Origin of the sequence: Tetzosporium hominis, from assembly GCF_002265435.1 — a bacterium.
Classification (GTDB): domain Bacteria; phylum Bacillota; class Bacilli; order Bacillales_A; family Planococcaceae; genus Chryseomicrobium; species Chryseomicrobium hominis.
Window position 1 is genome coordinate 107,247 of the sequence record NZ_NOKQ01000134.1, and the last position, 20,833, is coordinate 128,079.

The 20,833-nt window shown below is 40.0% G+C and carries 23 protein-coding genes and 1 other annotated feature; of the genes, 12 read left to right on the forward strand and 11 right to left on the reverse strand.

Annotated elements, in window-relative coordinates:
* Positions 1-109 precede the first annotated feature (109 nt).
* Positions 110-1,096: a tryptophan--tRNA ligase gene (trpS, locus tag CF394_RS01445; protein ID WP_094941489.1), complete on the reverse strand. Its 987-nt coding sequence runs from the start codon at positions 1,094-1,096 to the stop codon at positions 110-112.
* Positions 1,097-1,144: 48 nt separating this feature from the next.
* Positions 1,145-1,363, reverse strand: a binding site (T-box leader).
* 102 nt (positions 1,364-1,465) lie between these two features.
* On the opposite strand from trpS, the gene CF394_RS01450 reads away from it, so the two are divergent.
* The 5 genes from CF394_RS01450 (at position 1,466) to pepF (ending at position 7,274) form a co-directional block, all read left to right on the forward strand.
* On the forward strand, positions 1,466-2,677 hold the full coding sequence (locus CF394_RS01450; RefSeq protein ID WP_094941490.1) for a putative glycoside hydrolase: 1,212 nt from the start codon (positions 1,466-1,468) through the stop codon (positions 2,675-2,677).
* A 354-nt stretch (positions 2,678-3,031) separates the two neighbouring features.
* Positions 3,032-3,427 (forward strand): transcriptional regulator SpxA, encoded by a 396-nt coding sequence (spxA, locus tag CF394_RS01455; RefSeq protein WP_133079788.1) that lies wholly within the window; start codon positions 3,032-3,034, stop codon positions 3,425-3,427.
* Positions 3,428-3,570: 143 nt separating this feature from the next.
* Entirely contained in the window at positions 3,571-4,209 is a 639-nt protein-coding gene (gene mecA / locus CF394_RS01460; protein WP_094941492.1) for an adaptor protein MecA, read from the forward strand.
* An 83-nt stretch (positions 4,210-4,292) separates the two neighbouring features.
* Complete coding sequence (locus CF394_RS01465) at positions 4,293-5,429, forward strand: competence protein CoiA (RefSeq protein ID WP_094941493.1); 1,137 nt, start codon at positions 4,293-4,295, stop codon at positions 5,427-5,429.
* A 33-nt stretch (positions 5,430-5,462) separates the two neighbouring features.
* Positions 5,463-7,274 carry an oligoendopeptidase F gene (pepF, locus tag CF394_RS01470; protein WP_094941494.1) on the forward strand — a complete coding sequence of 604 codons (1,812 nt, stop codon included), beginning with the start codon at positions 5,463-5,465 and terminating at the stop codon, positions 7,272-7,274.
* A gap of 223 nt (positions 7,275-7,497) precedes the next feature.
* Here the strand turns inward: pepF and CF394_RS01475 are convergent, their stop codons facing one another.
* The 3 genes from CF394_RS01475 to CF394_RS01485 form a co-directional block, all read right to left on the reverse strand.
* Positions 7,498-8,316, reverse strand: a complete 819-nt coding sequence (locus CF394_RS01475; protein WP_243370611.1) for a DsbA family protein — start codon at positions 8,314-8,316, stop codon at positions 7,498-7,500.
* Positions 8,313-8,711 (reverse strand): globin domain-containing protein, encoded by a 399-nt coding sequence (locus CF394_RS01480; protein ID WP_094941495.1) that lies wholly within the window; start codon positions 8,709-8,711, stop codon positions 8,313-8,315. Before CF394_RS01480 ends, CF394_RS01475 begins: the two co-directional genes overlap by 4 nt.
* Before the next feature lie 88 nt (positions 8,712-8,799).
* The gene (locus CF394_RS01485) at positions 8,800-9,345 is read right to left on the reverse strand and encodes a CYTH domain-containing protein (RefSeq protein ID WP_094941496.1); all 546 of its coding nucleotides are present in this window, start codon (positions 9,343-9,345) and stop codon (positions 8,800-8,802) included.
* 84 nt (positions 9,346-9,429) lie between these two features.
* Between CF394_RS01485 and CF394_RS01490 the strand changes: the two genes are divergently transcribed.
* The 5 genes from CF394_RS01490 to mgtE are packed head-to-tail and all read left to right on the forward strand — an operon-like array spanning position 9,430 to position 13,565.
* Positions 9,430-9,810, forward strand: a complete 381-nt coding sequence (locus CF394_RS01490) for a UPF0738 family protein (RefSeq protein WP_094941497.1) — start codon at positions 9,430-9,432, stop codon at positions 9,808-9,810.
* An 18-nt stretch (positions 9,811-9,828) separates the two neighbouring features.
* Entirely contained in the window at positions 9,829-10,500 is a 672-nt protein-coding gene (gene yjbM, locus CF394_RS01495) for a GTP diphosphokinase (protein WP_094941498.1), read from the forward strand.
* Positions 10,497-11,303, forward strand: coding sequence for an NAD kinase (locus CF394_RS01500; protein WP_094941499.1), 807 nt, complete (start codon positions 10,497-10,499; stop codon positions 11,301-11,303). Before yjbM ends, CF394_RS01500 begins: the two co-directional genes overlap by 4 nt.
* Complete coding sequence (locus CF394_RS01505; protein ID WP_243370614.1) at positions 11,269-12,195, forward strand: RluA family pseudouridine synthase; 927 nt, start codon at positions 11,269-11,271, stop codon at positions 12,193-12,195. The genes CF394_RS01500 and CF394_RS01505 overlap by 35 nt, the downstream gene beginning before the upstream one ends.
* 5 nt (positions 12,196-12,200) lie before the next feature.
* Positions 12,201-13,565 (forward strand): magnesium transporter, encoded by a 1,365-nt coding sequence (mgtE, locus tag CF394_RS01510; protein ID WP_094941500.1) that lies wholly within the window; start codon positions 12,201-12,203, stop codon positions 13,563-13,565.
* Between the two features lie 34 nt (positions 13,566-13,599).
* Here mgtE and CF394_RS01515 read toward each other — a convergent pair whose 3' ends face one another.
* The 4 genes from CF394_RS01515 to CF394_RS01530 form a co-directional block, all read right to left on the reverse strand.
* The gene (locus tag CF394_RS01515) at positions 13,600-14,115 is read right to left on the reverse strand and encodes a CotY/CotZ family spore coat protein (protein ID WP_094941501.1); all 516 of its coding nucleotides are present in this window, start codon (positions 14,113-14,115) and stop codon (positions 13,600-13,602) included.
* Positions 14,116-14,291: 176 nt separating this feature from the next.
* Positions 14,292-14,729: a GNAT family N-acetyltransferase gene (locus tag CF394_RS01520; protein WP_094941502.1), complete on the reverse strand. Its 438-nt coding sequence runs from the start codon at positions 14,727-14,729 to the stop codon at positions 14,292-14,294.
* A gap of 3 nt (positions 14,730-14,732) precedes the next feature.
* Positions 14,733-15,245, reverse strand: a complete 513-nt coding sequence (locus CF394_RS01525) for a YjcG family protein (RefSeq protein WP_094941503.1) — start codon at positions 15,243-15,245, stop codon at positions 14,733-14,735.
* Positions 15,246-15,298: 53 nt separating this feature from the next.
* Positions 15,299-16,018: an alpha/beta hydrolase gene (locus CF394_RS01530; protein ID WP_094941504.1), complete on the reverse strand. Its 720-nt coding sequence runs from the start codon at positions 16,016-16,018 to the stop codon at positions 15,299-15,301.
* 86 nt (positions 16,019-16,104) lie between these two features.
* Here CF394_RS01530 and CF394_RS01535 point away from each other — a divergent pair, with 86 nt between their 5' ends.
* A complete protein-coding gene (locus tag CF394_RS01535; RefSeq protein WP_094941505.1) occupies positions 16,105-16,695 on the forward strand; it encodes a phosphatidylglycerophosphatase A family protein in 591 nt (196 codons plus the stop codon).
* 61 nt (positions 16,696-16,756) lie between these two features.
* Here the strand turns inward: CF394_RS01535 and CF394_RS01540 are convergent, their stop codons facing one another.
* Together CF394_RS01540 and CF394_RS15705 are read right to left on the reverse strand one after the other, a co-directional pair.
* Positions 16,757-17,437: a thermonuclease family protein gene (locus CF394_RS01540; RefSeq protein WP_341476718.1), complete on the reverse strand. Its 681-nt coding sequence runs from the start codon at positions 17,435-17,437 to the stop codon at positions 16,757-16,759.
* A 59-nt stretch (positions 17,438-17,496) separates the two neighbouring features.
* Complete coding sequence (locus CF394_RS15705) at positions 17,497-17,637, reverse strand: hypothetical protein (protein ID WP_165767424.1); 141 nt, start codon at positions 17,635-17,637, stop codon at positions 17,497-17,499.
* 193 nt (positions 17,638-17,830) lie between these two features.
* Here CF394_RS15705 and CF394_RS01545 point away from each other — a divergent pair, with 193 nt between their 5' ends.
* Positions 17,831-19,219, forward strand: coding sequence for an aldehyde dehydrogenase (locus tag CF394_RS01545; protein WP_094941507.1), 1,389 nt, complete (start codon positions 17,831-17,833; stop codon positions 19,217-19,219).
* Between the two features lie 27 nt (positions 19,220-19,246).
* Here CF394_RS01545 and CF394_RS01550 read toward each other — a convergent pair whose 3' ends face one another.
* The gene (locus CF394_RS01550; protein WP_165767425.1) at positions 19,247-20,833 is read right to left on the reverse strand and encodes a PAS domain S-box protein; all 1,587 of its coding nucleotides are present in this window, start codon (positions 20,831-20,833) and stop codon (positions 19,247-19,249) included.

The following is a 20,833-nucleotide window of genomic DNA, read 5'->3' on the forward strand; positions in this document are numbered from 1 at the left end:
TTAGCAACTAATTATATGACCATTGGATGGGAAAAGCAGCTTGTATTCTCGATGATATTTCGATCCACCGAGTTCAAGCTGCTTTGTTTTTGTATTTTGTTAATGGGATCTATCTCTTTCTGCCTAAGCCCATCGCGCTCTCCATCTTCGTCAAAGTAGCTTTTGCCATGGCATTGGCTTTCTCCGCACCTCGATCTAATATCGCATCTAGCTCAGAAGAATCAATGAGCTCTTGATAGCGTTGTTGAATAGGAAGAAGATGATTAATCACAACTTCTGCGACACCAGCTTTAAAGTTACCGTATTGACTGTCTTTATATTTATCGACTACTTCATCCACTGAAACGCCACGAATCGATGCCTCAATTACTAAAAGGTTAGAGACACCCGGTTTATTATCTGGGTCAAAATAAACTTTCCCTTCAGAGTCCGTAACAGCACTCTTGATTTTTTTCTCGATCTGTTTTGGAGTATCGAGTAAACGAATCGTTGCTTTTTGATTGTCATCGGATTTACTCATTTTCTTCGTTGGTTCTTGCAGTGACTTAATACGAGCACCATGTTTTGGAAGTTGGATCTCCGGAATCTTAAGTACATTCTTATAGCGCTTATTAAAGCGTTCTGCAAGGTCACGTGTCAGCTCAATATGTTGCTTCTGGTCATCTCCTACAGGCACAATGTCTGTTTGATATAAAAGTATGTCAGCAGCCATTAGAGGCGGGTACGTCAATAAGGACGCTGATACCGCTTCTTTTCCAGAGGACTTATCTTTAAATTGGGTCATGCGCTCTAGCTCTCCGATACTTGAAATACACTGCATAATCCAGCCTGCTTGTGCGTGCGCAGGCACTTCTGATTGGATGAACAATGTTACTTTCTCTGGATCCAATCCTACAGCTAAGTACAGAGCTGCTAACGAGCGAATATTTTCTCGCAATTCTTTCGGATCTTGCTGAACAGTAATAGCATGTTGATCGACTACACAAAAAATACAATCATAAGTTTCTTGTAATTCTACAAATTGCCGGAAGGCCCCTATGTAATTTCCTAATGTTACTGTTCCGGTCGGTTGTACTCCTGAAAAAATACGCTTCATTCTGATTCTCTCCTCTATAAACAAATAAAAGCATCATCTATCCCTTGAATAAGGGACGAATGATGCTTGAATCCGCGGTACCACCCAAATTACCGTTCTAAATTAGATCGGTCACTTTGAAGCCTGTAACGGGACTACCCGGATGCATCTACTAGTTTCGACGATCTGCTCAGAAGTCCATTCACTAAGGTAGAAGAACTGTTTGCACCATCCACAGTCTCTCTTCACTTCTTACCCTTACCTACTATTCTTCATCACGGCATGTACTTTTGAAAAATTATAGCTCATTTCATTACAACAAGCAATATTTTCAGTCTTTTCACAGCAGTCAACAATTGGTACACTTAACATAGAAAAGGGGATGTACATATGCAACTGAGACGCGCTTTAATCACTGCAACTGCCACGGCTTTACTACTATCTATGCAAACGACTAACGTTACTGCAGAAGAAATAGAACTACAACAATTTACAAGTAAAGAATTTACATATTCCACAATTGATGAGGAATCGCTAACTTCATCAAAGTTATTCCGTTTCTCATCAGGGCTTACATTTGAGTACCCTGACGCAGTGCGTGGGATTTATGTCACCGGGCATTCTGCTGGAGGAGACCGTTTCTCTAAACTTGTTGACCTTATAGACTCTACTGACTTAAATGCTATGGTGATCGATGTAAAAGATGATTTTGGCAATTTAACGTATATACCGAAAGAAGACAGTGCGTTAGCACAATATAATATTGGGCAACCTCTTGTAAAAGATATGCGCTCTGTTTTAGAAACGATGGAAGAAAAACAAATTTATCCGATTGCACGTGTAGTCGTATTTAAAGACACTGAACTTGCAGAAAGAAAGCCAGAATGGTCCTTCCAGGAAGGTTCAACGGTTTGGAAGAATAGAAGAGGCGAAGCATTTGTTAACCCATTCATGAAGGAAGTATGGGATTACAATGTCCAAATTGCAATTGAAGCTGCCAAGTTAGGATTTAAAGAAATCCAATTTGATTATGTACGGTTCCCAGAAGGGTTTGAAAATCGTTCCGATACTTTAAAGTACTCTCAGGGTGACTACTCGGAAGCTACTGTTGATGAGGTGCAAAAACGGGTGTCTGCGGTAACCGATTTTGTTGCTTATGCCAGAGAACAATTAGAGCCTTATGATGTGGAAGTTTCAGTTGATATCTTTGGATATTCTGCGACACTCCCAGAAGCTCCAGGCATTGGACAGAACTTCTCGAAAATTTCATCGAATGTGGATGTCATTTCTTCTATGATTTATCCAAGTCATTGGACATCTTATTTTGGAATCGCCAAACCCGATCTAGAACCTTATCGCTTAGTACAAGAATATGCTAAGGTTGAAAATGCAACACTTAAAAAATTGGGTGATAAAGCGCCTACTTCAAGACCTTGGCTGCAAGATTTTACTGCTTCTTATCTTGGTGCTGGTAATTATAAAGTTTATGGCAAGAAAGAAGTAGAAGATCAGATCCGAGCTTTAAATGAAGCAGGAATTACGGAGTATTTACTTTGGAATGCTGGCAATTCGTATACACAGAATGTAGATTATACACCTTAACTAGTTAAGAGAAAGAACTTTCTTTCTCTTTTTTTTAAATTTATGCAACCTTTTGTGTTACTAATACGTACTACTAAATATAGAACAGTTTTTTTCATTGGTGTCCTTTTAAATGAGAATTTGTTTTAGTGAAACTACAGAGAATCTGGTTTAATTCTTCCTTGAAAAGGGTAAAGTAAGACTACAACTCTACTGAAAGTAAGCCCCCTGTAGTACATAAAATTAATTTAAATTTAGGGTTTAAAATCAAAGAAAATTGATGTATACTGTTGCTATAGAGTTGTAATTTAGAGTTATTCTAATTTAAAGAATGAAACACACTTATAAATTTCTGAAAGGGCGTGTAATCGAATGATGGTGACCCTCTATACTTCTCCAAGCTGTACTTCATGCCGTAAAGCGAAAGCATGGTTGGAGGAACATGAAATTCCATATACAGAGCGCAATATTTTCTCCGAACCTTTAACTATAGCTGAGATTAAGGAGATTCTACGAATGACTGAAGATGGTACCGATGAGATTATCTCTACTCGTTCGAAAATTTTCCAAAAATTAAATGTAGACCTCGACAGTCTGCCACTACAAAGACTGTATGAATTGATCAAAGATCATCCAGGCTTATTGCGCCGTCCGATTATCATTGATGAGAAGCGTTTACAAGTTGGCTATAATGAAGATGAGATCCGTCGCTTCCTTCCTCGTAAGGTACGAGCATACCAATTACTAGAAGCACAGCGTATGGTGAACTAATTTATAAGTAAGGAGTTGATTGCTTAGTCAATCAACTCCTTCTTTGCACCTATGAGTTCGAACACTTTCAATTCCGGACTGTTCATCATACAATAGATATAACACAAGTGACATGTGGTTGAATCAGAGAGGAGATGTGTAGAATGAATTACGAGAGAATAAATGATACTACTTTGAAAATTTACATTTCATACATCGACATTGAAGAACGAGGATTCAACCCAGACGAAATTTGGTTCAGTAGAGAAAAAAGTGAACAGCTATTCTGGGAAATGATGGACGAAGTAGAAGAAATCAATCCATTCGATTTTGAAGGTCCATTATGGATTCAAGTACATGCCGTAGAAAAAGGTATTGAAGTAGTCGTCACAAAACCTGAAGTGTCTCAAGATGGCAAACCAACGGATTATCCGGCTCCATTAGCTAAATTAATGGGAGAGTCAGAGAACTTATTTGATCAAGATGAGTTCTTAGAAGACATGGAACATTTAGCTTCAAATGGAACTGTAGTTTATGAATTCAATGATTTTGAGCATTTGATTCCACTTGCAAAACGTTTACAGGATGAACTAGTAGCTACAAAACTTTTCCACTATGGTAATCACTACTACCTATCATTAGACTTTGATGAAGATGCTTATGTTGAAGAGTATAAAACCAATCTTGAAAGCATTATCGCAGAATACGGTACGCTATCTTCTAAGACCATACATGTCCTCGAAGAATATGGTACCGTTGTAATGGATAAAGCAGTATTTAAACAACTGACGCGTTACTTCTAACCCTCCATTTGGAGGGTTTTTTTTCTTTCTGCGATTCTCTTTATGCTATAGTTGAATTAATTATTTAGTAAAGGAGAGGATTTATGTTCACAGCGAAAACAGCTTCAGGAGACTTGCTTCACCTACCAGCTCTTAACTGGAAGGAGATTCAGCAATTGCCGCGATCAGGTTATTATTGTCCCGATTGCAATGCCCTTCTAATTCTAAGAAAAGGGACCTACAAACTTCCACATTTTGCTCACCACTCTTCATGCCCTTCAAATTCATTATCCCCAAAAGAGACACAGCAGCACCTTGCTGGCAAGCAACTCCTCTATGATTTACTCTCTAACTACTTTCAACAAGTCCATCTAGAATATTATTTTCCTTCCATCAAACAACGAGCAGATGTATGTCTAAGTGGGGAACTATCTTTAGTGGTCGAATACCAATGTTCTGCAATTTCCGCATCTGAAGTAATCAGCAGAACAGAAGGTTATAGGCAATGTGCTTATGATGTTCGCTGGTTACTGCACCCACAATTTTTACCTAGTGAGCAAAAGACGCTAGCAATAGTGAAGTTATCTAAGTTCTTACAGTCTTGTCTCTACACCCACAAAAATTTAGTACAAACTCTCACGTTTTTAAACGCAGAGACACAAAGTGTAACGATGATGATTCTTCAACATACTCTTAATGAGGGTTACTATGTGGTAGAGCCGATTCAACTAAAGCTTGATTCCGGTACTTTTATACTTCAACAACCTGTTCATTGTCTACCAGATTCACAAGCTGTAAGTAAAGTTATGCAGGAACAGTACGACCGAAGAAAGAAAAATTTGTTTACTTACTTCCAATCAAAAGATCGTCCTTTTCACTTTTTAGTGAAAAAGTGGAAGAAGACAGAGCATACACTTCCTAAATACATTGGTCTGCCAGTTGTCGAATCACATGACTTAGGCTGCGAGTTTATATGGCAGTTCAAACTTGTCAACTATTTGGTGACACGATCGCAATCAACAGAACCTTTATCAAGAGAGCAAACAATTGAATTGTTTCTGTTAAGTCTTCCTAATAGAGCTGTTCAATCTCAAGATACTATTCGAGTGATTGCTACCTATTACGATTTTTTAAAACTACACCAGCTACCTGAAAAGCCGTTTTACAAATCGAATTCAAGTAAACTTTATATGGAAACTTGGTATCGCTTTCAGTTACTTGCAAAACCTTCGAAACATTGAGAAAATATACAAGTATCTAAAGGAGGAAATGAAATGGCAGAATCAAAAGTTTTCACAAGACAAGACGTTCCAGTTGAAAAAACATGGAAGCTTGAAGACATCTTTGCATCAAATGAAGCATGGGAAGCGGAACTAGCAGAAGTGACCGCTCTCACTGAACGCGCAGGAGACTACCAAGGAACGTTGAATCAGGGAGCCGATCGTTTGTTTGAAGCGCTTTCGTTCCGTGATGAACTATCTAAACGACTTCAGATTCTTTATACGTATGCACATATGCGTCATGATGAAGACACAGCAAACAACACGTATCAGGCCATGGAGAGCCGTATTAAGTCTCTTTATGTGAAAGCGTCTACTGCTTTATCATACTTTATTCCTGAATTACTCGAACTATCTTCTGAACAAGTGGATAGCTATTTACAAGAAAACAAAGATTTACAACTGTACCGTCAACTTTTAGATGAAATTTCAAAGCAACGTCCGCATGTTCTTTCTAAAGAACAAGAAGAACTTGTCTCAAAGTTTGCGGAAGTATCAAGTGCACCTGCGAATATTTTCGGTAACTTGAATAATGCAGACCTTGAATTCCCAAAAATTAAAGATGAGAACGGGGAAGAAGTTCAACTGACCCATGGTCGCTACATTCGCTTCCTAGAGAGCAAAGACCGTCGTGTACGAGAAGATGCGTTTAAAGCGATGTACAGTACATTTGGGCAATTCAAAAACACATTTGCTGCCATCTTATCTGGAAATGTAAAAGGCGACAATGTTCAAGCCGCTATCCGTAACTATCCAAATGCACGTGCTGCAGCTATGGCGAGCAATCATATTCCTGAAGAAGTCTATGACAACTTAGTTTCTACTATCAACAACAATGTCCATTTATTGCATCGCTACGTTAAGCTACGCAAGCAAGTGATGGGTCTTGATGAGCTTCATATGTATGATTTATTTGCACCATTAGTAAAAGAAGTAGATATGGAATATACGTATGAAGAAGCAGCACAGACGATGGTAGATAGCTTTGCTCCTTTAGGGCAAGATTACGTGAATACAGTGAAAAAAGGCTTAGAAGATCGCTGGGTGGATGTAGAAGAAACAAAAGGGAAGCGCTCAGGTGCATATTCTTCAGGATCTTATGGCACAAATCCATACATCTTGATGAACTGGCAAAACAATGTCAACAACTTGTTCACACTGGCGCACGAATTTGGGCACAGTATGCATAGTTACTACTCACGTACGACTCAGCCATTCGTTTACGGAGATTACTCAATCTTTGTTGCAGAAGTTGCATCTACAACAAATGAAGCTCTTTTAAACGACCATTTATTAAAAACAATCGATGATCCGAAGAAAAAGATTTACTTATTAAACCACTGGTTAGAAGGATTCCGAGGAACTATCTTCCGTCAAACAATGTTTGCCGAGTTTGAGCATTTGATCCATGAGCTTGACCAACAAGGCGTTCCGTTAACTGCTGAAAAATTGACAGAAGAGTATTATGCATTGAATAAAAAATATTTTGGGGAAGATATGGTGATAGATGAAGAAATCGGCCTAGAATGGGCACGTATTCCACACTTCTACTACAATTATTATGTATACCAGTACGCTACGGGCCTAAGTGCAGCGACAGCGCTTAGCAAACAGATTTTAGAAGAAGGACAACCTGCTGTAGACCGTTATATCAATAACTTCTTAAAAGCAGGTTCATCTGATTATCCAATTGAAGTTTTAAAAGCTGCAGGTGTCGATATGACAAGTGCTAAGGCAATTGAAGAAGCTTGCCAAGTGTTTGATGAAAAGCTTACAGAATTAGAAAATTTACTTGCACAGCAGTAAAAAGAGAGCCCTTTCGTTAAGAAAGGGTTTTCATTTTGACGAAATTGTGAAAAGAGATTCACATCGATTGAAATGTACGGACAACCATGATAAATTAAGGATGTGAAATAATTCACATAAAACATACACCCCTTTGTTTAACGTGAACATTTCTCCCATCCCCTTTGTAAGTGAAAAAGACCTTGTCAACGGTAGGTTGAACAAGGTCTTTTTCTTTTTGTATTTACTTCAATGATTTCCACTTTGTAATACCACCAACTACAACACGATCAACTTCTCGTTGTAGGTACTTCTTTTTCATTTCATATTCAACTTGCTTTTCATGCATATTGTAATACATCGCAATCTCTTTAGAAGAAAGGGATGTGAAATGGTCCAATAAAAATTCCACTTCTGGCGGTGCTTGTTTTTCTAGCGACTCGCCGAGCATTTCAGAAAGTACATGTTCATAAATTTCATACGAATAAGTGCCAGAGATTTTAATGCCTTCGTCTTCGATATTGCCACTGAAGAACACGATGGAAGGGAACTGATCGATTTCCATCTCACAAGATATAGATAGGTCACTTTGAAACGACTTTGCACATTCCTTTGACCGAATATCTTGCAGAAATTCTTTCACATCGATTGCAGAATCTTGTGCGATTCCTTTTAGAGTGGTTAAAGAATTAACATTTTGTCGGTACACAAAATAGGCTTCCTGTAAGTTAGATAAGAAGCGATTGGCTACTCGCTTCCCTTGAAACTCAGCTGCTTTTACAGCGATACTTGGCAAGACAGGGTGCTCAATTTCCATAATAGGTTGATCTGCTTGTACCGGAGCAGAGCACTGAGTGATAGTACCACTATTTAATTGAGAAACATTCGTGCTCAAAATCACACGAAGAGTGAAGTAATGACCATAATCGAGTTGTAAACGCTTCAATGTCATTTGGAAACGCCAGGAATCCGGGCACAAAGGATCGAGAAATGCATAAATTTCAAGCGGTCTAGTCGTACAAGCTGTAGACATTTGCTCGAAATCTGGCTGAGATTTTGTCACAGCACATCCTCCTTATCGCTTGGTGTATTGACCATATGATGTGCAGTTAACACAAGTCGTTTGTAATACTGGTCACGAAACGGACCTTCTAAGCCCACATCATCCATTGCTTGATGCATACAAGCAAGCCATGCTTCTGCTCGTTCTGGAGTGATAGGGAAAGGATTATGACGCATGCGCATCATCGGGTGTCCATGTTCTTCAGTATATAGATCAGGTCCTCCAAGATACTGGGTCATAAATTGTTTTTGTTTGCGGGCTGTCTCAGTTAAATCGTCCGGGAATATGGGTTTCAGTAACGGATGTTGACCGACATATCCATAAAAAACATCAATGAGTTGAGACAATTTTTCAGCCCCAATTTGGTCATAGGGAAGTATCGGTTTGTGCGTCATAGTTGAAACTCCTTTTTTAATACTGTCTGTCTATTCTACCAACCTACTAGTTATTTCTCAAATGATAGACACATCTGGGACTTGTTTCCTAGTGTTTACCTGATGTTTTCATACGAACTAATTTTTTCTCGGCGGGCCGGTAAGGAAGTTCGAATTCATGTAAAAAACTCTCAAATTCTTCTCTTCCTAGTCTCGAATCTGTCACTTCGAATTCGACCTCATAATCTTCGTGAAACTCATAAATCGAGTGGTCCACCATGAGGACACCGCTCTTGTATGACCCCTCGCTCCGAACTGTCACTACAGTTCCTATAGTTAGTAAGGGTTGAGAGAAAAGAGGATCTATGTAAGACAAATCTCGTGTCAGTAGAAACTGCTTATACTGCTCTGCCGTTAAACTCCAATTCCGTTCTTCTGTTTCATCTTGTGAAATGGGAGTTTTAATGGTCAGTTCAAAATTACTGTTTTTCGTTCGAATTCGACACCCTTTTTTTTGCTGACTGAATTGATGATCAACAGTGTCTAGGTATTCGTTTTTCTGACGATATGTTGTAAATGGAAAGGCATCAAGTATGCGCTTATATTCTTCTTTCGTAAGCATGGATTTAAATTCAATCTCGGTATGAATATCCATTCAATCACCTCTTATTCCCATTATACCGCTTGTTTCAAAGAGTGTGCTAAAATAAGCCTATAGCCAGTAGAAAGGGTGTTGATTTTGCAAACACTAGATGTTGTAGCTTTTATTCATGAAGAATCTAAATGGACGGTAACAACTGCTGGATTAGAGTCTTCTATGACGGCGTCAGGCCGTATGATAACCGATACAGATCGTATGAGTTTTGTGTACTTAGTAGAAGCTGGAGACCACTATATGTATCTACATTTCGATCACAAGGATTGGAAGGCGCTCAGCTCGATCTCTTTGAACCTGGCACCTGTTTTTTTGACGGACGGGACAATCACATTAGAATTAGTGAACTTTACAGAAGAATTGCTTTCTTTGCTTCACTCAATTGAAGGAAATGAGAACTACGGAAATCGTTTTGTTGAAGAGACGGAAACGATTTTTAAAGAGTTTTATGACACGCTGACGTAACGAAAGTAGGTGACAGTGATGGGACAGTGGGAGCAATTTTTAGATCCCTATAAGCAGGCAGTTAATGAGCTTAAGGTGAAGTTGAAAGGTATTCGCACACACTATACTGTTCATAACGCAACGTCTCCAATAGAGTTTGTGACAGGAAGATTGAAGCCTTTAGCCAGTATCTATGACAAAACACTTGAAAAGCGTATTCCTTTCGTACCATCAGAACAGCTAGCAGCAGAAATTCCTGATATTGCGGGTGTTCGATTGATGTGCCAGTTTGTCGATGATATTGAATCCGTTGTCGAGTTGATTCGCAATCGGCACGACATGCGTGTGGTAGAAGAACGCGATTACATTTCAAATAAAAAGCAGAGCGGCTATAGGTCTTATCATCTGATTGTTGAATATCCTGTGCAGACCATTCACGGAGAACAAAAGATTTTAGCGGAAATTCAGATCCGCACGCTTGCTATGAACTTTTGGGCTTCTATTGAGCATTCATTGAATTACAAATACAAAGGGGACTTCCCTGAAAATATAAAGACTCGATTGCAGTCTGCAGCAGAGGCGGCATTTCGATTGGATGAAGAAATGTCGTTGATTCGCAATGAAATTCAAGAAGCACAAGTGTATTTTACAGAGTTTAAAGAGCAATCCACACCCGGCTGGAAGGATCGCCAAAAGGAGGAGTCAGAATGAAATTTGCTATCCAATCAAGAGGCGATGCCGTGTCAAATGAATTAAAAGACACAGCCATGCGATATCTTCGAAGCTTTGATTTAGCATATGATGAGCAGCACCCGGATATCGTTTTATCGATTGGTGGAGACGGAACACTTTTACATGCCTTTCATAAATACCGTTCCAGTTCTTCACAAGTGGCATTTGTAGGACTTCATACAGGGCATTTAGGATTTTATGCAGATTGGAAACCTCACGAAATCGAAAAATTAGTGATCAGTATTGCAAAAGAAGAGTTCAAATTTATTGAGTACCCCCTTTTAGAAGTGACTGTGGACTACCAATCTAGTGAAGACCCTGCTACCTATTTAGCATTGAATGAATCCACTGTGAAATCACCAGACGTGACATTAGTGATGGACGTTTTCTTAAATGAGATGCACTTTGAGACATTTCGGGGGGATGGTCTTTGTATGTCTACACCTTCAGGTTCTACGGCATATAATAAGGCCCTAGGAGGCGCAATTGTGCATCCTTCACTTGAAGCCATCCAACTATCAGAAATCGCCTCTATCAACAATCGTGTGTTCAGAACAGTCGGTTCACCGCTCGTTTTACCAAAACACCATACTTGTACATTAAAACCTGTCAAAGCAGTAGATTTCATGGTGACTGTTGACCACCTGCAACTGCTACATAAAGATGTATCTTCAATTAGTTACCGTGTAGCCGAGGAAAAAGTCCGTTTTGCTAGATTCCGCCCATTCCCATTCTGGAAACGAGTTCATGACTCGTTTATTGATGCTGGCAGTGAAGACTAGATTTCGGCACCGATTTGTATTTTCAGAACCACAAGGGATTTTACGGGAAGCCATCAGGGAACAAGGTATCTCCAAACGGGCACTGACCGACATCAAATTTAAAGGCGGACAGTTACTGGTAAATGGTGAAGAAGAGACTGTTCGCAAAGTGCTTCTACAAGGAGATGTTGTAGAAATCATTTTTCCTGCTGAAGTGCGCAGTGAAGGACTGATACCCGTGTATGAGCATTTGGACATCGTCTACGAAGATGAGCATCTACTCGTAATCAATAAACCGAATGATTTGCCATCCATTCCGTCTCGAGATCATCCTAAAGATTCCTTAGCTAATCGTGTGGCGGGCTACTTTGAAGCTGAAAATCTAGAAACGACAGTTCATATGGTGACGAGGCTAGATAGGGAGACCTCCGGGCTTGTGTTACTTGCGAAACATCGCCATGCGCATCACTTATTGAGTGAGCAAATGAGGGAAGGGCAGATTACGAAATCGTATCGAGCAATTGTAGAAGGAGAACTTCCTGCGACAGAAAGTATCATTGAAGCACCGATTGGCCGGGTCAATACGTCGATCATCGAACGGTGCATCGATCCTTTCGGGAAATATGCAAAAACCGGTTATCGTTCTATTGATCGGTGGATAGTTCAAGGGAGAATCCATCACTTAGTAGATGTGACACTCTACACAGGACGTACACATCAAATCCGTGTCCATATGGCTTCTATAGGATGCCCACTGGCCGGAGATGATTTATACGGAGGTCACACGGACTTCATGGAAAGACAAGCCTTGCATGCGGCTCGTCTGGAACTGATCCATCCATTTGATAAGCAGCCCCTCACTTTTGAAAGTCGTCTCCCTGACGATTTTCTTTTGTTACTTGAAAGGAGGTAACCTCCATGAATGAAGAAAAAAATGAATTGCTTCAACAAGAAATTCGGTTACTTTCGTATCTTGAAGAGGATCAGATAGATCTGTTCCGCGATGAATTTATGGGGTTGCACCCTTACGATCAATCGGTCTTCTTTGACAAAGTCGATTCTGCTACAAGAAAACGGATCTTTCATTACTTGTCACCAGAAGAAGTAGCCGAAATTTTTGAAGCCAACAATTTTGATGATGAAGATTACCAAGAACTATTAGAAGAAATGGAACCCTCTTATGCAGCTGACATGCTTTCTCATATGTATGCAGATAATGCTGTTGACGTTTTAAATGAGCTCGACAAGGATCAAGTCGTCAGTTATTTGAGCATGATGGACGAGGAGTCCGCTCAAGAAATTAAAGACTTGCTGCATTATGAAGAATACACTGCGGGCTCCATCATGACGACGGAGTATGTAGCTATTCCAGAATCCTCGACCGTGCGTTCGGCAATGAATATTCTTCGCAAAGAAGCACCAGGAGCGGAAACGATCTACTACCTATTTGTTGTAAACGATGACCACTTTTTAACTGGGGTTATTTCCCTCCGGGATTTGATTATTGCGGACGAAGACACACTGATTCGAGACATCATGAATGAACGCGTCGTGAGCGTCCTTGTTTCAGAAGACCAGGAAGAAGTCGCGAGAATGATGAAAGATTATGATTTTCTGGCATTGCCGGTTATCGATCACCGCGGTTATTTACTTGGGATTATCACAGTCGATGATATCATCGATGTTCTAGATGAAGAAGCGTCGGATGACTACTCAAAACTTGCGGCCGTATCGGATATGGATACGTTTGACCGTAATCCATTGCAAGCTGCCAAGAAGCGTTTGCCCTGGCTCTTGATTCTTTTATTCCTCGGAATGATTACAGCCAACATTATTGGTGTGTTTGAAGAGACACTCGATCAAGTTGCACTGCTTGCCGTATTTATCCCGTTGATAGCTGGAATGGCAGGGAATAGTGGGACACAAGCTCTAGCTGTAGCTGTTCGTGGTATTGCTACGGGAGACATTGAAGAAGAGTCCAAGATGAAGCTATTGATTCGAGAGGCGGGTACAGGACTGATTACGGGAATCATCAGTGGCGTCGTGGTAGTATTCCTAGTGTATTTCTGGAAAGGTGATATTTTAATAGGCTTGCTCGTCGGAGCTGCCATCTCATCTTCAATTCTAGTAGCCACCATTGCAGGATCGTTTATACCACTTCTGATTCACCGAATGAAGATTGATCCGGCAGTTGCTTCTGGACCCTTTATAACGACTATCAATGACATTATCAGTATCTTGATCTATTTGGGTCTTGCGACAACTTTTATCTCAGGACTGTAAAAAGGACACTTCACATGATGTGAAGTGCCTTTTTTTAGTTGCAGACATCCAGGAACACGTCTGCTACGCAGAGAATTCCACAGAAGCAATGTAAGTCAACCGTAATACAAGTACCTGTCAATTCAAAGTTGCGTACTTTACAAAGTTTGCGCAAGTTAATGCCGGTTCCATATTCATTGAGTAAATCAACTTCTTGACGCTGAGCATTTAATGGTTTTAACACAGTTAATGTCACGCAGCAGTCATCAACAAACTCATTTACACGGAAATATACGGATACACAGTCACAGTCAGGTGTGTCTTCATCTACAAATGTAGAGAAGAACGGAGTACCGTTTTTAGTTAATAAAGAGAATACACGTGTATCTGCCTGGTTTCGTGATGGACTTACAAGTCCACCCAGTGGCTCTAAAAAGCAATTGTATGCACATGGATTGCAATCATTGTTAGTAGCAGCATCTTGAATACGTTTGATTTCGCGAACTACTTCACATACACAATGGCCTGTGGGAGCAACGCCTACTCCTTCAGAACAATTTGAACAACTCATTTTCTCACCTCCTTAGTGCTAACATATGCGCTTCACAAAAAACGGTTAGGGCATATTTCGCAGCACACAGAAGACGAGTTGACGAAGTCGATTCTTTCTAGCGGAAAGGGCCTTACTATTGAACACATTGAGCAGTTGCTCAAATAAAAAAGCGAAGCCGACTTGGCTTCGCTTTTTTATGATGTAGCTTGATGTTTGACCATGGCGCGGTGTGGAATCCCCGCATCCATAAATTCAGGTGAGTTGATTTCATACCCGCGTTTTTCATAAAATGGGATGGCTGTACTTTGAGAATTAAGCTTGAGCTTGTTAAACCCCATAGTATCAGCTATTTTTTCAATCTCATCCATTAAAGTATTTCCGATATGCTTACCGCGATACTCAGGAAGAATACAGATGCGTTCCACTTTAGCAGTGGTTTCATCAAAGCGACGGAAACGTCCTGCTCCAATGGGCTGTTCCTCATCATACACTACAAAATGAACCGCTTCTTGTTCAAACTCATCAATCTCTAAGTGGAGCGGAACACCTTGTTCTTCAATGAATACTTTGCGGCGTATTGCCAGAGCATCTTGATACTGCTTGTCATCCTGTACTTGGTGTGCACGAATCATGACTTACTCTCCTGACAAACGGAACGTTTCATGCACTGTCCAAGAGCCATCTTCTAATTGATAGAGAAGGTGGATACGGTCAATCGTTTCTTCAAAAGAAGCACCGATCATTTTTAATTGTGGATAAATGTCATCGTGTTCACTAGACGTCATCTTTTGAGCAATTGTAATGTGAGGAACAAACGTATATTGCTCGGAATCTTGGTAATCGACATCAGCTAAATTCTTATGCAACGATACTAATTCATCTGTAGGTTCTACTTTAATATAAATTGCGTTTGTAACAGGAGCGAATGAGCTGATTCCTGTTGTTTTTAGTTGAAAAGGCTTTTGTTTTGCTGCGACATCAGCAACTTTTGAGGCAATCGTTTTGATTTCTTGGTCATCTGCTTCAAAAACACCTTTTAACGTCATATGTGGTGAAATTAATGCATAATGTGGGTCATACCGTTTCCGATACGAGTTTGCAAAATCTTGAACAGCTTTAGATGGAAATGCGACAATACCAAATTTCATAAGCGATCCCTCCATGTCTTCTATGTTCTTTTTCTAGTATACCAAAAATTCGTTCATTTCGTATAATTCATCTGTAAAGTTCGTGTCATATCTTTTTGCCATGTCTTCCATGTGTGACCACCTTCAACTTCTTCATACCTGTAGTCGAAACCGCGTTCGTTAAAAATCTCAGACAGTTGTCGGTTCTCTTCAAGGAAATTCTTTTCGACCCCATCACCTGTTGGCACAGCTGTTTCATCGAGCCCGATGATATGATCCACAGTAAACTGAGTATTTGATACGTCTTTGACAGCTGCTAATACGTCATCATTTACGTAAGGTGAGTGTAACATCACTTTGCCGAACGTATGAGGGTAGGCGCAAGCTGTCATCAATGACACAGTGGCAGCGAGCGAATCGCCAATTAAACCACGGCCCATTCCAATTTGATAAGTTGGAAACTGTTCATCTAAATAAGGAACAAGTTCCTGAGCTAGAAAGCGCATGTAAGCTTCATTTTTATCGCCATTTGGATGGTATTTGGCTCGGCGCGCCTTTACATTTTCATAAGGGACACCTACAATGATCAGGTTCTCGATTTCTTCAGATGCAAGTAAATCATCTGCCACTCGAGAAATGCGACCTAATTGAAAATAATCTTTCCCGTCAGATGCAATCAATAAAGAATATTTATAAAGTGGGGAATACGTAGCTGGTAAATAAACGAGTAGCTTCACTTCTTCTTGTAAAGCCTCACTATAGAGTGTGCGTTCTTCAATTTTTCCTTTATCCATCGTGTCACTCCAATCAAGCATTGTATTCAAATTGTATCAAATCCTAAACAAATAGTATAATGTAGGAACAAATAGGAGGTAACGATATGGATTCAAACACATCTAGAACACGGGTTCATTCTGAAACCGTGTACCAAGCGACAAAAGCGGCACTACTTCGCCGCGGAGTTACGATCGAAGATATTGCAAGTATCGTTTATGAAATGCAGCTGCCTTATAACGATGGGTTAACGCTCGAACACTGCGAAGAGTCAGTGAAATCCGTACTTAAAAAACGTGAGATGCAACACGCCATCTTAGTTGGCGTCGAGCTTGATGAACTGGCAGAGAAGCGTATGTTGTCCGAACCGCTTCAACAAATCGTAGAAAGCGATGAAGGCCTTTTCGGCGTAGATGAAACTATTGCTCTTGGATCAGTTTTCACTTACGGAAGTATTGCGGTTACAACATTTGGTCATCTCGATAAAAACAAGATCGGTATCATCTCTCAATTAGATACTAAAGCGGGAGAGCAGGTGCATACATTCTTAGACGATTTGGCAGCAAGTATTGCAGCAAGTGCTGCTTCTCGTATTGCGCACAGAACACGCGACTTAGAAGAGCACAATGAGACGTTCCGCGATATCTCACCTGAAGAAACAGCACCAGAAACGAAAGTTGAAGGTGGCACAACGTAATCCATATACAAAAGAAGCATTTTCTCATTTTGAGAAATGCTTCTTTTTTTGAGATATCTGCTTATTCCATGGACTTCCTGAAACCGGCTTGTTTTGCTTCTTTCTCAGAACAAAACCATTCTTCAGGATTCGTTTGAGAATAATAGCGCCCACTTGGTACATGATAAATCTTATCACCTTCACGGTTGATATTTCCTTTGATTAGACATTCTGAGTCTTGTTGATCAAATGAAGAAGAATCAAAACCGTAATCGGTCACATAATAATCGTATTGCCAAATACCCACTTCTTGGTCTCTAGCAGTTTCTTGAATTCGTTCAAATTCGTCTAAATACTTAATGTTTGGTGGATATGCATAAGCTACACGCGCAACACCAGATGCGATTAGTTGATCTTGAACACGTTCACCGTCCACATAAACATAAGCGAGCAAGCGACCGTAATCATCATAGCGCTCGCCGATATCCAGTTCGATAGATATCGTTTTTCCTTCAAGTAATTCTTTGTTCAGCTCTTTTGCTTCTTCCCCATAAGGCTGTTTTCCAAGTCTAGGATGATTGGTCTCAGGAGTATCCACTAGCAGATAGCGAACTGTCTCTTCTTCCCCATTCCATTCTATACGAATAGTATCTCCATCAATGACCTCTAAGAGCTCAACTTCTTCTTTTGCCGAGGACTGTTGTTCAGTGCATCCAATTAGTAGAATGACAGTCGCAGTCAAAAAGCTTATCCATAATTTCATCATGTATCACCCGACTTAGAATAGCATACCTAGATAAAAAAAAGACACTCCTACGAGTGTCAGTTCATAGCTTCCGTGTTTTCTGTTGAAGCAAAATAGATAAATTGTTCTTCCTCAAGTTCTGTAAGACGGTCTTTGTTCAACCCAAGAGAGATTGGTCCTTGAAATAGATCTTCCCACCAGTTAGTCGTTTGATTCATTCTGCTTCCTCCGCTCTTTTTAATAGTCTTTTTATTGGTATATGTAGTTGTCTGAAAATTACCCCTAAAAGTTTCGCCATAAACACACAAAAGTTAAAAATAAGACGAAAGACTTATAGTGAATGCTGATTCATTGTTTGCAACTGTATTTGCCCGTATACTAAATGTACTAGACATAACGAGGAGGAATACGATGAATTTCACTGCACAAGATGTAGAAGGTTGGATTAAAGCTCAGCAACGATTAGTTTACTCGGGAGAGACGCGTTCACTCGAATTTCGCTTAGAGCAATTAGATAAATTAAAAGCAGGTATTAAAAAATATGAAGAGCAAGTGTTGGATGCGCTTTATCAAGATCTTCGTAAAGGAGAGTTTGAAGCATTCACAACTGAAATTGGAATCATCTATGAATCTATTTCTTATATGAAAAAGAATTTGAGTAGCTGGATGAAACCTGAGGCAGCGAAAACGCCTACTGTACTTCAACCTGCGAAAAGCTTTATTGTAAGAGAACCTTACGGAAGCTGCTTAATCATCGCGCCATTTAACTATCCGTTTCAGCTCGTAATGGAACCTTTACTTGGAGCAATCGTCGGAGGGAACGCGGCTATAGTAAAACCCTCTGAGTCCACACCACATGTGGCAGCAATTGTTCGCCATATTTTAGAGGAAACGTTTAGTCCGGATTATATCCGAGTGGTAGAGGGAGAAAAAGAAGAAACGTCTGCACTGATTCATGCTCCGTTTGATTTTATTTTCTTTACAGGAAGTGTTCCTGTTGGAAAAATCGTTATGAAAGCTGCTGCAGAGCGCCTAACTCCTGTCACATTAGAGCTAGGTGGAAAATCACCAGCCGTTATTGACCACACAGCAAACTTAGATGTTGCCGCAAAGCGAATCGTTTGGGGGAAATTCATGAACTCCGGTCAGACGTGTGTGGCGCCGGATTATTTAATGGTGCATGAGAGCATTAAAGAAGCATTCATTGAAAAGTTAAAAACGACGATTCGGGATTTTTACGGAGAGGACATTCAGAAAAGTGCCGATTTCAGCCGGATTGTAAATGAGAGACAGTATGATCGATTACATGACTTACTAGAAAAATCTAAAGATGATTTGATTTTTGGTGGGAACACAGACCGTGATGACCTGTATATTGAGCCAACTTTATTTGAAGTGGATGGTTTTGATCATCCATTGATGCAAGACGAGCTGTTTGGTCCATTACTTCCTATCTTGACTTATGAAGACTTAAGCCGTGCGCTTTATGACATCCGCAAGTTGCCAAAACCTCTAGCTGCTTATTTCTTCAGTGAACATGACCGAGCGCAAGAGTACTTTGTAGAAGCGTTCCCATTCGGTGGTGGTTGTATCAATGATACGATTTCCCATGTAGGAAGTGTCAGCTTGCCATTTGGTGGAGTTGGGTCATCGGGTATGGGATCCTATCATGGACGTGCTAGTTTTGATCAGTTTACACATCAGAAGTCGATTTTCAAGAAGAGTACAAAGCTACCAGTAAATCTATTATATCCACCGTATAAATCGAAAGTGAAATTGGTTCGCAGTGTCTTGAAATAACAAAAATCCAGCCTCCGGCTGGATTTTTTAGCTTTCTTCAGGGAACGAGACCTTTTTGAAGTGAAGATAAAACGTCGTACCACTCCCTTTAATAGAATCTACTTGAATCTTTCCGCCGACGTCCGCCATGATTTTTTGAGAAATCAACATACCAAGACCGGTTCCTTCTGCCTTCGTCGTGAAGAACGGTGTGAATAAGTTATCAATAATGTCTTTAGACATACCAGATCCCGTATCTCTAATCACTACAATATATTCTTCATGATTCTTAGAATAACTGTATATATGGATTTCCCCAGAGTCCGTGATGGCCTCGACTGCATTCTTCATAATATTAATAAACACTTGTTTGACGTGAGACTCTGCTCCTTGGAGCCACATGTTATGGGCATTCCATTTATGATGAATTTTGATTTTGGATTGCTGCAATTGAGGTTCAAACAAGCTGATCACATCGTTTAAAACGGCCCGTAAATGAAACTTTTCGTTAATTGGAGGAGACGGTTTAGAGAGTTGAAGAAACTCACTGACGATGTATTCAATTCGCTTGATTTCGCTTTCAATCAACTTCGTATAGCGGTAGGAAGGCGAGTCTTCATTTTTATTCATCATCTGAATAAAACCAGAGATGACGGTCATTGGATTGCGAATTTCATGAGCGACACCGGCAGCAATCTCCCCAGCTAGTTGCAAGCGTTCCGTTTGTAACTTTAGTGTTTCTGCTTCTTTTTTATAGCTAATATCCCGTGAGACGACTGACATGGCAATGATGTTACCCCGCTTGTCATGAATGGGGGACAGGGTAAGGAGGACGTCGATCAGTTTGCCATCTTTACGCATATCTTGTGATTCAAAATGAAACACATTTCCTTCTCTGATTTTATTCGTTCTCTCCCGTGCGTTCTCTTCATCCTCAGGGCTAACAAAATAAATTTCTCTCCCTACTAATTCTTCTCGGGAATAACCATACAATTCCTCAAACGCTGGATTTAAGTCAATTAATCGATTGTTCAAATCGAATACGGCGATGCCATCTTTAGCAGTTTCGAAAAACAGCCTTAAATACCCTTCTTTACTGAGTAACTGACTCTTCATTAAAGTATTTTGAGAGTTGATTGAAGCTATAATCTTTTTCTCTACCCACATGAATAAAATAGTTGTACTAAGAAGCATGAAGAAAAAGAATAACACTAGTTCGATATCATGTTGTGCGATTTGGTTGGAAAAAGAATCGGAGAGACGAGAGAATATAAAAAACAACTCCGCATAGGTAATCCCAATAACCATAAAGACCGCTCTAAAATTTTGGAAATACGCGGCTAAAAATATCGGATAGGCCAAGAAAATGACATACGAATAGGTCATCTCCGTTGTATATTCCAGCATGATGTACCCGTTCAATGAAAGGACAAACAAATACAAAGTATATGTAGGGTGCCGCTTTGAAAAAAATAAATAACTGAGTAAGATGAGATAAATAGAAGAGTAGATGTAAAAGAATCCATCATGAATCTCTGGATGAGTGAATGCAAATAAAATATGAATGATGACATAGACACCGATTAATAATGAGAAATACCGGATTCGTATAGCTATTTGATCTTTTTTATCCAT

Coding starts and splice junctions, on each gene's coding strand:
- trpS (WP_094941489.1), bottom strand. CDS start 1,096: ATGAAGCGTATTTTTTCAGGAGTACAACCGACCGGAACAGTAACATTA.
- CF394_RS01540 (WP_341476718.1), bottom strand. CDS start 17,437: ATGAAATTATGGATAAGCTTTTTGACTGCGACTGTCATTCTACTAATT.
- CF394_RS01535 (WP_094941505.1), top strand. CDS start 16,105: ATGGATTCAAACACATCTAGAACACGGGTTCATTCTGAAACCGTGTAC.
- CF394_RS01545 (WP_094941507.1), top strand. CDS start 17,831: ATGAATTTCACTGCACAAGATGTAGAAGGTTGGATTAAAGCTCAGCAA.
- yjbM (WP_094941498.1), top strand. CDS start 9,829: ATGGGACAGTGGGAGCAATTTTTAGATCCCTATAAGCAGGCAGTTAAT.
- pepF (WP_094941494.1), top strand. CDS start 5,463: ATGGCAGAATCAAAAGTTTTCACAAGACAAGACGTTCCAGTTGAAAAA.
- CF394_RS01465 (WP_094941493.1), top strand. CDS start 4,293: ATGTTCACAGCGAAAACAGCTTCAGGAGACTTGCTTCACCTACCAGCT.
- spxA (WP_133079788.1), top strand. CDS start 3,032: ATGGTGACCCTCTATACTTCTCCAAGCTGTACTTCATGCCGTAAAGCG.
- CF394_RS01550 (WP_165767425.1), bottom strand. CDS start 20,833: ATGGATAAAAAAGATCAAATAGCTATACGAATCCGGTATTTCTCATTA.
- CF394_RS01525 (WP_094941503.1), bottom strand. CDS start 15,245: ATGAAATTTGGTATTGTCGCATTTCCATCTAAAGCTGTTCAAGATTTT.
- CF394_RS01505 (WP_243370614.1), top strand. CDS start 11,269: ATGACTCGTTTATTGATGCTGGCAGTGAAGACTAGATTTCGGCACCGA.
- CF394_RS01485 (WP_094941496.1), bottom strand. CDS start 9,345: ATGGATATTCATACCGAGATTGAATTTAAATCCATGCTTACGAAAGAA.
- CF394_RS01500 (WP_094941499.1), top strand. CDS start 10,497: ATGAAATTTGCTATCCAATCAAGAGGCGATGCCGTGTCAAATGAATTA.
- mecA (WP_094941492.1), top strand. CDS start 3,571: ATGAATTACGAGAGAATAAATGATACTACTTTGAAAATTTACATTTCA.
- CF394_RS01530 (WP_094941504.1), bottom strand. CDS start 16,018: ATGGATAAAGGAAAAATTGAAGAACGCACACTCTATAGTGAGGCTTTA.
- CF394_RS01450 (WP_094941490.1), top strand. CDS start 1,466: ATGCAACTGAGACGCGCTTTAATCACTGCAACTGCCACGGCTTTACTA.
- CF394_RS01480 (WP_094941495.1), bottom strand. CDS start 8,711: ATGACGCACAAACCGATACTTCCCTATGACCAAATTGGGGCTGAAAAA.
- CF394_RS15705 (WP_165767424.1), bottom strand. CDS start 17,637: ATGAATCAAACGACTAACTGGTGGGAAGATCTATTTCAAGGACCAATC.
- CF394_RS01520 (WP_094941502.1), bottom strand. CDS start 14,729: ATGATTCGTGCACACCAAGTACAGGATGACAAGCAGTATCAAGATGCT.
- CF394_RS01515 (WP_094941501.1), bottom strand. CDS start 14,115: ATGAGTTGTTCAAATTGTTCTGAAGGAGTAGGCGTTGCTCCCACAGGC.
- mgtE (WP_094941500.1), top strand. CDS start 12,201: ATGAATGAAGAAAAAAATGAATTGCTTCAACAAGAAATTCGGTTACTT.